This is a genomic window from Nodosilinea sp. LEGE 07298, from assembly GCF_015207265.1.
GTDB lineage: Bacteria > Cyanobacteriota > Cyanobacteriia > Phormidesmidales > Phormidesmidaceae > Nodosilinea.
The window spans coordinates 1-14,573 of the sequence record NZ_JADEXE010000172.1 but is presented as its reverse complement, the minus strand read 5'-3'; the positions used below and the strand labels follow the sequence as shown (position 1 = coordinate 14,573).

At 54.8% G+C, this 14,573-nt stretch carries 11 protein-coding genes and 1 pseudogene; 8 read left to right on the top strand and 4 right to left on the bottom strand.

All coding sequences use genetic code 11. The annotated features are described in order from the left end of the window. Nucleotides 1-8: 8 nt before the first annotated feature. The 3 genes from IQ273_RS35895 (at nucleotide 9) to IQ273_RS20905 (ending at nucleotide 3,589) form a co-directional block, all read left to right on the top strand. A complete protein-coding gene (locus tag IQ273_RS35895; RefSeq protein ID WP_255534626.1) occupies nucleotides 9-158 on the top strand; it encodes an iron chelate uptake ABC transporter family permease subunit in 150 nt (49 codons plus the stop codon). Nucleotide 159: 1 nt separating this feature from the next. Next, nucleotides 160-993, top strand: a complete 834-nt coding sequence (locus IQ273_RS20910) for an ABC transporter ATP-binding protein (protein ID WP_194025101.1) — start codon at nucleotides 160-162, stop codon at nucleotides 991-993. Nucleotides 994-1,069: 76 nt separating this feature from the next. Further along, on the top strand, nucleotides 1,070-3,589 hold the full coding sequence (locus IQ273_RS20905) for a TonB-dependent hemoglobin/transferrin/lactoferrin family receptor (protein WP_194025100.1): 2,520 nt from the start codon (nucleotides 1,070-1,072) through the stop codon (nucleotides 3,587-3,589). Nucleotides 3,590-3,669: 80 nt separating this feature from the next. On the opposite strand, the pseudogene IQ273_RS35890 reads toward IQ273_RS20905, so the two are convergent. Beyond that, nucleotides 3,670-3,981: pseudogene (locus tag IQ273_RS35890) on the bottom strand (BrnT family toxin); the annotation flags it as partial. Between the two features lie 130 nt (nucleotides 3,982-4,111). Between IQ273_RS35890 and IQ273_RS20895 the strand changes: the two are divergent. Then, nucleotides 4,112-4,960 (top strand): ABC transporter substrate-binding protein, encoded by an 849-nt coding sequence (locus tag IQ273_RS20895; RefSeq protein ID WP_194025099.1) that lies wholly within the window; start codon nucleotides 4,112-4,114, stop codon nucleotides 4,958-4,960. A 48-nt stretch (nucleotides 4,961-5,008) separates the two neighbouring features. Here IQ273_RS20895 and IQ273_RS20890 read toward each other — a convergent pair whose 3' ends face one another. After that, nucleotides 5,009-5,242 carry a hypothetical protein gene (locus tag IQ273_RS20890; RefSeq protein ID WP_194025098.1) on the bottom strand — a complete coding sequence of 78 codons (234 nt, stop codon included), beginning with the start codon at nucleotides 5,240-5,242 and terminating at the stop codon, nucleotides 5,009-5,011. A gap of 5 nt (nucleotides 5,243-5,247) precedes the next feature. Next, nucleotides 5,248-5,406, bottom strand: coding sequence for a hypothetical protein (locus IQ273_RS20885; RefSeq protein WP_194025097.1), 159 nt, complete (start codon nucleotides 5,404-5,406; stop codon nucleotides 5,248-5,250). Nucleotides 5,407-5,503: 97 nt separating this feature from the next. On the opposite strand from IQ273_RS20885, the gene IQ273_RS20880 reads away from it, so the two are divergent. The 4 genes from IQ273_RS20880 to IQ273_RS20865 all read left to right on the top strand — a co-directional run bounded on the left by IQ273_RS20880 (nucleotide 5,504) and on the right by IQ273_RS20865 (nucleotide 13,636). After that, nucleotides 5,504-6,274, top strand: a complete 771-nt coding sequence (locus IQ273_RS20880; protein WP_194025096.1) for a sterol desaturase family protein — start codon at nucleotides 5,504-5,506, stop codon at nucleotides 6,272-6,274. 651 nt (nucleotides 6,275-6,925) lie between these two features. Beyond that, on the top strand, nucleotides 6,926-9,880 hold the full coding sequence (locus IQ273_RS20875) for a DUF4347 domain-containing protein (protein ID WP_194025095.1): 2,955 nt from the start codon (nucleotides 6,926-6,928) through the stop codon (nucleotides 9,878-9,880). 368 nt (nucleotides 9,881-10,248) lie between these two features. Next, nucleotides 10,249-11,025 carry a transglutaminase family protein gene (locus IQ273_RS20870; protein WP_194025094.1) on the top strand — a complete coding sequence of 259 codons (777 nt, stop codon included), beginning with the start codon at nucleotides 10,249-10,251 and terminating at the stop codon, nucleotides 11,023-11,025. 1,027 nt (nucleotides 11,026-12,052) lie between these two features. Further along, nucleotides 12,053-13,636 carry a B12-binding domain-containing radical SAM protein gene (locus tag IQ273_RS20865; protein WP_194025093.1) on the top strand — a complete coding sequence of 528 codons (1,584 nt, stop codon included), beginning with the start codon at nucleotides 12,053-12,055 and terminating at the stop codon, nucleotides 13,634-13,636. Between the two features lie 19 nt (nucleotides 13,637-13,655). Here the strand turns inward: IQ273_RS20865 and IQ273_RS20860 are convergent. Continuing rightward, on the bottom strand, nucleotides 13,656-14,573 hold a 918-nt coding region (locus IQ273_RS20860; protein ID WP_194025092.1), incomplete at its 5' end, for a sensor domain-containing diguanylate cyclase.

The following is a 14,573-nucleotide window of genomic DNA, read 5'->3' as shown; positions in this document are numbered from 1 at the left end:
TTTCAGCCCTGGGGGGTGCCCTGGTGCTGGCGGCCGCCGATTTGGTGGCGCGCGCTGGCCCGGTGGAGCTACCGGTGGGGGTGGTGACGGCCTTTTTGGGTGCGCCCGTGTTTATCTGGCTGCTGTACCGCCGCAATACCCTGGCAGGAGGACGCTGAAATGCCTTTAGAATCCCGCAATCTGTCCGGTGGCTACGATCAGCGCCCCATCGTGCAGGCTGTCAATCTGGCGGTGGAGCCGGGGGAATGGCTGTGCCTGGTGGGGGCTAACGGCTCGGGCAAGTCTACCCTGCTGCGGCTGCTCAGCCGGGTGCTCAAACCCCAAGGTGGCAGCGTTGTGCTGGCGGATCGCGACCTACACAGTCTGTCGCCCACGGCGGTGGCCCAAAAGCTAGCCCTGTTGCCCCAGCAGCAAACTCTACCCGAGGGGTTGACCGTGCAGCAGTTGGTTAGCCTGGGGCGATCGCCCCACCAGCCCTGGTGGCAGTGGGATCTCGACGCCGAGGGCCAGCACCAGGTGGCCCAGGCGCTGGAGTGGACGGAGATTGAACCCTACCGCGATCGCCCCGTGGCCGAGTTGTCTGGCGGCGAACGCCAGCGGGCCTTTTTCGCCCTGGCCCTGGCCCAAAACCCCCAGGTGCTGCTGCTCGATGAACCGACCACGTTTTTAGATATTCACTACCAGCTTCAGCTGCTGGAACTGCTGAAGCGGTTGAACCGAGAGCGATCGCTCTCGATCATCACCGTGCTGCACGACATTAACTTGGCGGCCAGGTACTGCGATCGCATGGCGATGCTGCACCAGGGTTTTCTCTGGGCAATCGGCCCGCCCGCTGAAGTGCTGACGCCTGAGAACCTGCGACAGGTGTTTCAGGTGGAGGTGGAGATTTTTGCTACCCCCTTCGGTCAGCAGGTGTTTCCTGTCGCCGCTAGCGATCGGAGTGCAGAGACCAGTTTTCTTAGCGATCGCCCGCCGTCTTTAGCTCAGCCCTAGACCCAAAAACCCGGTTTCTGGCTCCTGCTTTTTTGGGCTAACCCACAACCTTTGTTTTCCCGTGAGGAGTGTAGAGATGCTTAAGCAATTTTTATTGAGAATTTTTCTTGTCTGCAGCACACCACTGTTGCTAGTGCTGCCCTGGGATGTAGCCCATGCAGCGTCTGTAGACCCTAATGAGGGGCGGGAATCTGGTGAACTATCTCACCTAGCTGATGACGATTCTTCCTATCAGTCTCCGGCCCAACCCCTGGCTGAGCATGAGCCGGTTGCCGCCGTTGAGCCTGGCCCCACGCCCCCGCTGCTCTCAGAGATCGAACCCCTCACCACCACCAGCGCCGCCCTACGACCTACCCCTGAAACCCAATACCCAACACCCGACACCCTAGCCCAAACACCTGAAACCCTAGCCCAAACCGCCGACGATCTACCCGAGGTCGAATTCACCTCTGGCGGTACGCTGCGCATTACCGTCACAGGCACCCGCACCCCCCGCGCTGTGGACGCGCTGCCCGCCACCGTCACCGTATTTGAGCTGGAAGATTTTGAGTTCTACCAAATTCAGGGGCTCGACGACCTGCTGCGCTACGAGCCGGGGGTGTCGGCGGCGGGGGCGCTCCAGCGCTACGGCACCCAGGACGTGACCATTCGCGGCATTGGGGGCAATCGCATTCTGTTTCAGCTTGATGGCATTCGCCTGCCCGACCAGTTTTCCTTTGGCAATGCGCCACCGCGCGGCTTTCGGGTAGGGCGGGGTGACTACGTTGACTTTGCCACCCTACAAGCGGTGGAAGTGCTGCGTGGCCCCGCCTCCACCCTCTACGGCAGCGATGCCCTCGGCGGGGTAATCAGCTTTCGATCGCTGCAACCTAGCGACCTACTGGGGCCAGACGATACCGTGGCCGGGGATGTGTTTAGCACCTACAGCAGTGCCGTGGGCGGCCTGGAATCGGCAGCGCGCATTGCCCTTAGAAATGAGGATCTAGAGAGCGTGTTTGTGCTGAGCCGCCGCGACGGGCGCGAGCTGAGCAACTTTGCTCCATCCCGGTTTACCGACAGCATCGACATTGGCGATACCAACCTCTACGGCAACGTGGTCTATTTCCCCGACGAGGTCAGCTCCCTCAGCCTGATTTTCGAAGATGTGAACCGTCGCACCGCCTACGGGCTGGCCCCCGGCAACGTCGACCCTCTGGCCCTAAGTTCTAGCGGCGAAAACCAAATCGATCGCACCCGCCTCAGCCTGTCCTATGAGTTTGACGACCTTGACAGCGAGTCATTCTTGCAATTTGCTCGGGGGCAGATCTACTACCAGGTGGCCAACACGACCGAAGTGGTGCAAGAGGTGCGGCCCACAGGCACCGGGCCGGGGTTTGCCGGTTCCCCCGTGCGCCGCAACAGCAACAACCAGTTCATCACCAACACCTACGGCGGCGAGGTGCAGTTGCGCAGCGACTTTGCCACCGGTAACGTCGATCACCGCCTCACCTACGGGGTAGATGTGTCACAGACCTTTAACTCCAGGCCGCGCGATCGCATCCAGACCAACCTGGTCACTGGAGCCGTCACCAACGTCTTTGGCACTGGGGCCGACTCGATCTTTCCGATCAAAGACTTTGCCGACGCCGATACCCTGCGCCTGGGCCTATATTTGCAGGACGAAATTGCGATCGGGCCGCTGAACGTGATCGCTGGACTGCGCTTTGACCACTACGACCTGCAAACCATCGACGACGGCATCTTTCGCGGCCAAACGGTGGATCTGACCGCGTCGGCCCTGTCGCCCCGGCTGGCGGTGCTGTACGATGTTACCCCCGAAATTTCCTTCTACAGCCAGTATGCGCGGGGCTTTCGGGCACCGCTCTACAGCGAGATCACGGGCAGTTTCACCAACCTGGCCGGGGCCTTCTTTAAGTATGAAACCCTCTCTAACCCCAATCTCCAGCCCGAGTCGAGCAACAGCTTTGAAGTGGGGGTGCGGGGCACCTTTCCCCAGTGGAATGCCCGCCTCACTGGCTTTTACAACACCTATAACAACTTCATCGCCACCGAACAGCAGGTGGGCACCCGCTGCCTGATCGCCGCTGCCTTTTGCTCGCCAACCCAGAGAGTCAGCCAGTTTCAGGCGATCAACATTGGCCGTGCTCGCATCTACGGCGTCGAATTTGGCGGTGAATATCGCTTTAGCCCCAGCCCCAGCGGCTTTAGCCTGCTGGCCAGCCTCGCCTTGGCCCAGGGCGATGACTTGAGCACAAATCAACCCCTCAACACGGTGGACCCCTTCAGCGCCGTGGCGGGCCTGCGCTACCAGGCCCCCGAGAACCAGTGGCGGGCCGAGCTGCTGGGCACCTTTGTCGGTCGCGCCCGAGTGCCCGAGGGCAATACCAACTTTGTGCCCGACGCCTACGCTCTAGTAGATTTGATCGGGGCGTACAACGTCACCCCCGCTCTGGGGATCAATCTCGGGCTCTACAACCTGCTGAATACCGAGTACTACCAGTATTCTGAAGTGCGCGATCGCCCCAACAACGAAGCCATTTCCCAGTTCAGTCAGGCCGGCACGAATGTGCGCTTGGGGTTAAACTATCGATTTTGATCAGGGCAGCCCTTGGAAACTGTGGTGCATTGCGGCGCAGGATTGGCCACCAAAGTCCTAACCCTAACTGCATAGGCACCCTACTTTACCCATTCCAAAGACAACTTCCGCCGTGACTTAACACAGTCCTGCAAGTACAAATTGATTAGGCTTTGGTAGGGAATTCCAGCCTCCTTGGCCAGATCCTTGAAATAGTCCACCACCTCTTCTTCATTCCGGCGATACACATGACACACCAATAACCATCGCGATAGTTCACTCGTTCCTAAAATCAGGTACCGATCTTCCTTGAATGAGCTATCAGGGTCAAAAATTACACGGGCATTTTCATCACAAAAAACCGTGGTGGCTTCATCAAAGCTAATCCCATGCTTGGCAAGATTGGCATCCGCTTTTCGCTCGTCTCATTCAAAGCCTAGCTCATCCATCCCAACAGTACCGACAGTGTAACTACAACGTAGTTGACAGCCAACTGCGTTGCTTTGGCAATCCACAGCATCTTACCCACCCACTTATCCATCCATGAAACTCCCCCTTCTTCTCCCTCTCATTCTCCTCCCCCTCGCCGCCTGTAGCAGCCAAGCCGATCCCGTGAGGGCGGGCTCAGCCGAGGCGACCGAGAACCGCATCGTCTCCCTCACCTCCCTCAGTGCTGACCTGGTGCAGACCCTCGATGACGATGCCCTGGTGGGCATTCCTGGCAATGCACTGCTGCGGGATGATGCTCGGTTTGAGGGCTTACCCGCCGTCAGCGAAGGACGCACCGAACCTGACCTAGAGCAAATTGTGGCCCTGGAGCCCACCCTGGTGATTGGCGCAGCGGGGTTTCACGATCGCACCCTGCAACGCCTAGAGGAACTGGGCACCCCTACCCTCACCACCGAGGTAAACAGCTGGGCCGATCTGCGGGCACTGACAGAGTCCCTTGCGGCCACAGTTGAGGCTAACCCCAAACCCCTGCTCGATCGCTATAACGCTTGCCTGGCAGAAGCCCCAGATACTAGCCTCACTACCCTGGTACTGGTGAGCCGCCAGCCCCTACTGGCCCCTAATAAAACCAGCTGGGCCGGAGACTTCCTCGCACAATTTAATATAGAGAACGTCGCCGCCGATCTCCAAGGCGAAAGCCCGTTCGAGGGTTACATCACTCTGCCAGAAGAAAAAGTGTTGGACACCAACCCCGAGGCTCTATTGATTGTCGATGCAGGCGAAGACCTGCTCAATCAGCTTAAGGGGGAACCCTTCTGGAGCCAGCTCAAGGCCACCCAGCAAAATCAGGTGCACAGCTTTGACTATTTTGGGCTTGTAAACCCCGGTAGCCTGGCCAGCATTGAGCAAACCTGCCATCAATTGGGGAATCTGTTTGAATAGCGAGTTGAGGTTCCTACAAATAAAGGTGTTGGGTTTGGATAGCGGGTGTTAGGGGTTGGGCGGAGGGTTTGCGGTACAACTCGATAGTCCAAGGCTCGTTTTGACCAGAGCCGGAACGATGCGATCGCTCGCCAACCTACCCTTAAACAGGTTCCACGCCACCGGCCCTAGTTGCAGCGCTGTTGCTCCACCTATCATAAACAGATTGCCCCCCGACCAGCGCCGGTGCCCATCCAGCACCGGCAGGCCGTTGACCACTTCAATGAAATAGATCGCCCGCACATCCGCTAGCAGGGGCCAGTGCTCACCATTGATAGGCCCGTAGCCAGCCAGAGGCGATCGATGGGCAGGGGGCCGCTGGTCAAGCCGCTGCCCACAATCAACATGCGATCGCCTGCCCAATTAGGAGAGGTAATCGGCAGCTCAACTGGGCTTGTAGCCAACATCACTACCCCTACCGAGAGAATTTATACCCACCCCATCAAAAATTGCTTCACTATGCACTAGTAAGCGCAAAAACAGCACGGTAAGGAACTAAACCGCTTGAAAGAACGCTCCTTCGAGTTTTACAGCATCGCCCTGTGGGGAATAATTCTCTGTCGCTATTTTCTAGTGGCGGGAATTACCTACTGGGTTTTTTATTCGCCTGTTGGCCGAGCGTTTAGCCGTCCCAAACGGCAGTCACCATCCTGGCCTACGATTTGGCACGACATCAAGCTTTCTGCGATCGCGGCGGCAGTGTTTGCCCTGGCCGCCGCCTTTGTTCTCTCCGCCTACCACGACGGCGCAACCCGTCTCTACGTCAATCCGCAAGACTATGGGCTGTGGTACTTAGGGGCCAGTTATGCCGCCGCGCTGGTGCTGCAAGATACCTACTTTTATTTCACCCACCGACTGTTTCATCACCCCAAACTGTTTGCCTGGCTACACCAGGGGCACCACCGATCGCGCTATCCCACCCCCTGGACATCCTTTGCCTTTGACCCCCTAGAAGCCGTCGTTCAGGCTATCTTTTTGGTCGGCATTGTCTTTGTGCTGCCGCTGCACATTGTCACCGTGCTTGCTGTGATGATCACCATGACCCTGTGGGCCGTACTCAATCACCTAGGCCCCGATCGCCTGCCGACGGTTTTTCCGCACCACTGGCTAGGGCGATGGGTGATTGGCCCGGCCCACCACTCTGTGCACCACCTCAGATATACCCTGCACTACGGGCTGTACTTCACCTTTTGGGATCGGCTGCTGGGTACCCAAGACCCCAGTTATGTGCAAACGCTGCGTAACTACCCGCCCAACAATGCCGACAACGCTTAACCGAGGCCTGTGTTTTGGCTTGAAGTCAGAGGCGCAAAGGAAGCGCCGAGATGGGCTACGCACAGGGCTTGAGTTTCGATTTGTAATATCGGCAAGTGCCCGAGATTTTTTGGAGAGAACTGGGCACATTCACTAAGAGGGATTTGGTTTCAGCAGAGCATATCTCCAAACAGCCGTTTCCTCTCCTGTTGTCTAGTTCACTTTTCGGAACGGATCCACGTATGTTTCAAGCCCGACCTATCTTCGTTCAGATTTATCATTTAAGTCTGTTGGCACATTCCAGGCTTTGATTTGCTGAGCTACAAACTTTTTACTTCGATTACTCAAACAACAAGAACTTCATCATTCCTCAAGTTGCTTTGTAGTACTCTAAAAAACTAGCTCTACACTAAATCGGCTTAATTCACTTCAATTTTTTAGTAGCCTTAACGCACCGCAAACGAGGCAAAGCCTGCTAACTAATTCTGTCAAGCCGTTTGACTTTCTTTGGGAGAAATTGAATTTTCCCCCAAGGAAATTTTTTGCCTGCATTCGTTTTTGATTTGCAGTGTTGTTATATCAGCTTCATTAGCTGTTGGTTTTCCAACGCCTTGATTGCTCGTTTAACACCAGCAAAAATCAAAATTTTACCCATCTCATTAGGAGTACACTATGCTTCGTATTGCTCAGTCCGTTGTTTTTATTGACGCCAATGTTAGCGACGTTCAACACCTTGTAGATGGTGTATTGCCTGGTGTGGCTGTCCAGGTGTTGGTTCCCGATACTAATGGTATTGCCCAAATTACCGATTACCTCAAGGTTTATCCTGCCAGCACCGTCCATCTCATTTCCCACGGGGCCCCAGGTGTTTTGTTCTTGGGTAACGCGCAGCTCGATCTAACTAACCTAGAGACCCACACCCAAGCGCTAAAGTCGTGGTTCTCGGGTCAAAACTCAGCCTCTACCCTGCTGCTCTATGGCTGCAACATCGCCGCCGGAGATGCGGGAGAAGAGTTTATTGAGACACTGCACACCCTCACGGGAGCATCCATTGGTGCCAGCACGACCAAAGTAGGCAACCCCAGCCAAGGGGGAAGCTGGAACTTGAATAGGCAGGTGGCTACCCCTACTAATACTGCTGTCTTTGATACCGCAGCTATGGTAGCCTACAACGGTGTTTTTGCCGTAACAGTTTCTGGGCTAGATAGCTTCACGTTTACAGAGGGCACAGGCCCGATTGTCATTGATAACAGCATTAACTTTGCAAGTACAGTCAACTACAACGACGGTAGTTTGCGCTTTGACCTAACCAACGGCACCAGCGCTGACCAACTTGCCCTTACCAGTTCTGCCACGCCTAATGCAGCTGGGGCAATTTCGGTCGTGGGTGTAGATGTTTATCTGGGCAACGGCAGCGGCCGTGATCGCATCGGCTCTATCGACGCCGTGCTCGACGGCACAAACGGCAAAGACTTAGTAATCAACTTTGCTAGCCCGCTGACTAACTCTGGTTTTGAAACCAACGACCTAACCGGTTGGACGGCCTTTAATCAAAACTACAGTTCTGTTCAAAATCTTAATGGGCAGACCATTCCTTATACCTTTGGTGGTGGCTCTGTTACCGGGACTGGCACCATTGTTTTAGGAACTAACCCAAGCGCATCGTATAGCGTTGTTGTTCAATCCTCGGTCGTCAGTACCGGGAACTATGCTCTGCAATTAGTCAGCAATGGTAATATCAGCGGTCCATCTGGTAATGATAGCCCTACTGGTAACGGCTCGTTACATGGCCCCTATGTGCGCAGCAACACCTTCCAAGCGTTTACTGGCGACAGCATTACCTTAGATTGGGCGGCTCAGAATGGTAGCGATGCCTATGAGGTGTTCGGCTTCTTGGTAGGTGCTGGTGGCGATAGCATCTTTGGCACCGGAGATGATACCCGTAGTCGCTTGTTTGCACAAAGAGGTGATACTCAGGCCTTTAATGAGGCTAGTGCCGTTATCAGTACCACTGGTGCTTACCAGTTCGAGTTTGTGGGTGGCTCCTACGATAAGACTGGTGGTCTGGCCCTAGGTGCTAGTTTGTACATCGATAATGTGCGGCTGGTTTCAAGCACAGCGGTAAATGATGCTGTGATAGCTGCCATTGCCCAGCAAATTACCTTTGAGAACACGTCCACAGCACCCGATACTACTACCCGTAACCTGCAAGTTATCGCTATTAACGCCAATGGCGAGAGTGGTTCTGCCTCGTCTTCGGGTACGGTTGTTAGCGTAAACAGCTTACCCACGGGCGGCGTGACCATCAGCGGTACAGCAGAGCAGGGTTCACTGCTCACCGCCACCTCTACTCTGGGAGACCTTGATGGCTTAGGTACCTTAAACTACCAGTGGCAGCAATCTAGCGATGGCATTACCTGGGCAGCTATTGCTGGGGCTACTGCCAGTACCTTTACCCTTACTCAAGATCAGGTTGGCCAATTGGTGCGATCGCAGGTAAGCTACACCGACCTCGGCGGTACCGCTGAATCAGTCTTCAGCAATGCCACGGCCAGTGCCGTTACCAACGTCAACGATTCGCCTACTGGTAGCGTCACCATTGACGGCACCGTCGCCCAGGGTCAAATCTTGACCGCAAACACCTCTACCCTGGTCGATCTCGATGGCCTAGGTACCCTGAGCTACCAGTGGCAGCAGTCTAGTGATGGCAGCACCTGGAGCAATATTGACGGCGCAACCGGCGTCAACTTTAGCCCCCGCAACGGCCAGGTCAATCAGTTCTTGCAGGTAGCGGTCAGCTACGTGGATGGCCAGGGCACCGCCGAGTCGTTGACAAGCGCGCCCACCAGCGAAAGCGTCGAGAAGTTTAACGCTACCTCTGACTTCAACGGTGACGGTTCTGTCGATATCTTCTGGCGGCATCAAAACGTTGGTGAGTCAGTGTTCTGGTTGATGGATAATATCAACTTTGCTGGGGGTGATGTTCTTTCCCCAGTCATATCTGACGTCAATTGGGACATTAAGGCCTTAGGTGACCTCAATGGCGATGGCAATCCTGACCTAGTCTGGCAGAACAAAGTTACCAACCAGGCCGCCGTTTGGCTCATGGATGGGGTTAACCTTGAGACTGGTGCTCTTCTGCCTAATGATGCTGCTTCTGGCTGGAAGGTAGTTGAATCTGGCGACTTTAACAACAACGGCAAAGATGACATTCTCTGGCGCAACGCCAACACCGGTGAGCTTGCAGTCTGGTTTATGGATGGCACTAACTTTGTCTCGGGAGAGTTTATTACTCTCAATGCAGGTCTCGATTGGGAGGTAGGGGCCGTAGGCGACTTCACCCAAGATGGCAAGGTCGACATTTTCTGGGAAAATCGCATCACCGGGGCCAATGCCTTCTGGGAAATGGATGGAACTAACTTTGTTGATGCGCGCACAACCACCTCCGCTGAGACCGTCTGGCAAGCTAAAGGATCCGCTGACTTTAACCAGGATGGCAGCTTAGATCTTCTGTGGCATAACCCATCCACTGGCGAAAATGCGCTGTGGTTAATGGATGGCACAGACTTAGTAGAAGGCGTTACTACGCTGCCCACTACCGAAGTTAGCTGGAACCCCGTTGTATAGCTGCAATGTATGTAGCTGAGCTAGGGTGACTGATTACTCTAGCTTTTGCCATCAAAGTCGAGCAATTTTAAGCCCATGGCCTTAGTTAACGCCATGGGCTTTAGCCTTTTTATTAATTAACATTGCGAGATCGGTTAAAACATTCTGCACAACTCTCTGGCGCGCTGGCTACACGCCAGCGCGCCGTCCCAATTTTTGCCAGTGCCAGTGAGGTGTCCTAAGCGCAATGGCCATCGCTACAACTGCCTTTGCCAAAATCGTGTAGACCAAAAAATAGCCACATTTTGTAAGACAGGTTGAGTTCTGTCTGTGCGATCGCAGATACCGCTTGACCCTATCGTATCCTAGGGTTATTACCAGGAGAGCCAATGCGACTAAATGCCGGGTGCGAGCTTTTGTATGAGGCGACCGAGCCTGCACCGCTGATTCTGATGCTGCGGCCGCGCAGTGGGGCCGCGCAGCAGGTGATTTCCGCCGACTACCAGCTCAACCCTAACGTGCCGATTGCTGACTATACCGATAGCTACGGTAACCTGTGTCAGCGGATTTTAGCCCCTGAGGGCCAGCTGCGAATCAAGAGCACCGTGACGGTGGACACCGCCGATGCGATCGATGTCCAACCCGGAGCGGCGTTTGTGCCGGTACAAGACTTGCCAGATTATACGCTGCAGTTTCTCTTGCCCAGTCGCTACTGCCAGGCCGATGTGCTGGGTGAATTAGCGAGCCAGATTGTCGGCGATATTGAGTCTGCCTACGACCAGGTCGAAGCGATTCGCCACTGGATTCACAGCCACATTGAGTACCGCTACGACACCAGCAATGCGTCTACCTCTGCGGTAGACACCGAAAAAACGCGCGTGGGCGTCTGCCGTGATTTTGTGCACTTAGGCATGGCTCTGTGCCGCAGTCTGACGATTCCAGCCCGGATGGTGGTGGGCTATCTGCACCAGCTCGACCCAATGGACATGCACGCCTGGTTTGAAGCCTTTGTGGGCGATCGCTGGTATACCTTTGACCCCACTCAGTCCATGCCCAGGGGCAACCGCATTACCGTTGCCTACGGTCGAGATGCCGCCGATGTCGCCTTCGCCACTCAGTTTGGTCAGATAGATCTAACTGAAATGAACGTATGGGTAGACGTTTAAATGAGTAATAGCTCTAGGGTGGGTCGATTATCGGGTAATTTCAGCCAACACCCACTAGAATGAAGCTATTCACAGCGACGGCGCTACCCGCTGCGAGGCAGCCAGGATGGATGGCCTAGAGTTTCAAACAAGTTCTACAGCGACCCGTTCAGCCCAGCCCATTACCTAGGTCGTTAGCCCCCAAGCTAAAGCTGGCTAGCTGCAATCAATTTTTGCTAAATCTTTAACCGGTACAGAACTATGGGCAAGGAAAAGAAAAGCAATAAAGAAACTAAAAAACCGAAGACAGACTCTAGCGAGACTAAAAAGAAAAAGAAAGATCCTAAACGCTACGATTAAATTCTCTAAATCTTGAGGCTACAGCATAGCTACGCTTTGGAACGCAGCCTGGCTATGAGTAGATGAGCCTAATTAAACGTAGCCCTAAAGCGCTGGAAATTTTGCTGTACCTTGATCAGAACGCTGATTGTTTGAGGCTATCTACTTATTCTAGGGGTAAACAACTACCCTTTACCCAATCCAGTCTCGACGTGAATTTTTACCTTAGGGCACTATATCCCTTCTGAAAATTTTTCTGTGGCAAGGCAGCCATTATTTTCATTCTTTAACAGGTATTTCCATTTGCTGCTCGCTTCTACCTTTTGATAGGTGATTACAGCTGCGGTGCCTCCTATTCTACGGGGGCAACCATTGTTTTTATGCAGTAGTAGTTTCCTATGATGGCACCAATTGTTCTAGGGCCAGAAATACTTAAATAGCCCCGAAGGCATTACACAGATCAACGCTCTAGGTGATGTAAAAAAAGCCTCATGTTACTATCGTTCAATGCTTTAAGCCATCTTCTGGAAGTTGATGGGTAGGGCTGGTCTGAGGACGCGATCGCCCCTGGTCTAGCTACGACGAACGCACTGTGGTTATTACCCAGCATCGAATTATCTATTAAAAAGGTTTTTGATCAGCAGAATTTTGGATGTATTGACATCACGTTGCGACCATCTTAAACACTGAAGGATCACCCCCAAAGACTATGAAAGCACTTTTGCTCTACCCTAAGTTCCCCCAGTCCTTCTGGTCCTACGATCGCTTTATGCAGCTGGCCGGGCTCAAGGCCACCATTCCACCCCTGGGGATTATTACGGTGGCGGCGCTGTTGCCTGCCGACTGGGAAATTCGCTTTCGCGATCGCAATGTCACCCCCGAAACTGACACCGACTGGGACTGGTGTGACCTGGTGATTATTTCCGCCATGCTGGTGCAAAAGCCAGACTTTCAGGCGCTAATTCAAAAAGCGGTGCGGCTGGGCAAGCGGGTTGCGGTGGGTGGTCCTTACCCCACATCTGTACCTCAAGATGCCCTGGATGCGGGCGCTCAGTTCTTGGTTTTAGACGAAGGCGAAATGACCGTTCCGCAGTTTCTAGAAGCCCTGGAGCGTGGCGAAACCGAGGGTACTTTTCGCTCTCTTGAAAAGCCCGATGTCACCCACAGCCCGCTGCCCCGCTTCGACCTGCTCAAGCGCGATGCCTACCTGATGATGGCCATGCAGTTTTCGCGCGGCTGCCCGTTTAACTGCGAATTTTGCGACATCATTTCGCTCTATGGCCGCAAGCCCCGTACCAAAGAGCCTGAGCAGGCCCTAGCCGAACTGCAAACCCTCTACGATTTGGGCTGGCGCGGCTCGCTGTTTATTGTCGATGACAACTTCATTGGCAACCAGCGCAACGTCAAGCGCTTTTTGCGCGAGTTAATTCCCTGGATGCAGGAGCACCAGTATCCGTTTACCTTTATCACCGAAGCCTCGGTCAACCTGGCCGAAGACGACGAACTGCTGCAGCTGATGAGCGAAGCTGGGTTTTACGCCGTCTTTCTCGGTATTGAAACCCCCGACCAGGACAGCCTGCAGGTAACGCGCAAAATGCAAAATACGCGCAACCCGCTGGTAGACGCCTGCCGCAAAATCAACGAGGCGGGCATGCTGATCTACGCAGGGTTTATTTTGGGCTTCGATGGTGAGCGATCGGGGGCAGGCGATCGCATTCAGGCCTTCGTTGAGCAAACCAGCATTCCCCAACCCATGCTGGGCCTGCTGCAAGCCCTGCCCAACACCGCTCTCTGGGATCGGCTCAAGCAAGAGCAGCGGCTGCTCGATGACGGTAGCCACCCCACTGGCGACCAAAACACCCTGATGAACTTTATCCCCACCCGCCCGGTAGCAGAGCTGGCTCAAGATTATGTGGATGGATTTTGGCAGCTCTATGAGCCGAGCCGCTATCTAAACCGCTGCCTGCAGCAGTGTCTCAAGATACGATCGCCCCAGCACCGTCAGCAGACCATGCAGTTCCCGTTGCGTAAAGGGCTGCCGTTGTTTGCCCAGATTATTTGGCATCAAGGCATTCGCCGCGCCGAGATTCGCCGCCAGTTCTGGCACCAGCTTTGGATTATCCTGAGCCGCAAACCGCAGATGCTGAACATGTATCTGGGCCTGTGCGCGGCTGGAGAGCACTTTTGGGAATATCGGGCCTTAGCCCGTCAGCGCATTAGCGAGCAGCTGGGCTACGATCCCATGCAAACGCCTAGGGTAGAGGCCCCAGCCCTAAGCCTGGTCAGCCAGTGAGAGGGGAGCCGGGCGTTAGTCAGTTGTCTAGGGCGGGGTCAAACACGGCATACTGCGATCGCCCGGCGGCCTTGGCTCGGTACATGGCCAGGTCAGCGTGGTGCAGTATAGCCTCAACGCTGTCGTACTCGCCATCGCTAAAGGCAATGCCAATGCTGGCGCTAGAAAACACCTCGCGGTTATCGATCCACAGGGGTATGGCTAGGCTCTGCTGGATCTGGTTGGCCACCTCAATAGCGATCGCCACTGAGGGAATGTTGTGCAGCAGAATGGCAAACTCGTCGCCCCCCAGCCGAGCCACGGTATCGTAGGAGCGCAGCCCCTCCTTAAGCTTGAGGGCAATGTCGATCAGCAGCTGGTCTCCCACCAGATGGCCCAGGCTGTCATTTACTACCTTAAAGTTGTCAAGGTCAACAAACAGCACCGCAAAGTTATAGGCAGTGCTGCTCTTTTTAAGCGCAACGGCACGGGCGGCCTTTTCCATAAAAACACTGCGGTTGGGTAGGCCCGTTAGACTGTCGTGAATGGCATCGGCCAGCAGCGCTTGCTCCAGACGCTTGCGCTCGGTGATATTGCGAATAATGGCTACACGTTCACCCCGATCGGCGGGCACCAGCCTGACCTCGCAGAAGATCTGCTGGTCCTTTAGGGTCAACACCGACTCAAAACTTTGTAGCGATCGCGCTTTGGTGGCTCGCTGGCTGTAGCTAAACAGATTGATAATAAAGCTGGCATCGAAGCACTCCGTCATCGGTTGGCCTACGGTACAACCGATCAGCCTCAAGTCTGGGTCTATGGATTCTTGGACCTCCAGAATGTTGCCATTGGGATCGAAGCGCAGAATCAGGTCTGGGAAAAACTCAATCAGGCCACAGCTGGACCGCGCCTCTGGGTCACCAATCGTCGGGGGGCAAAAAACCAGGGGAATGGGTGGGGG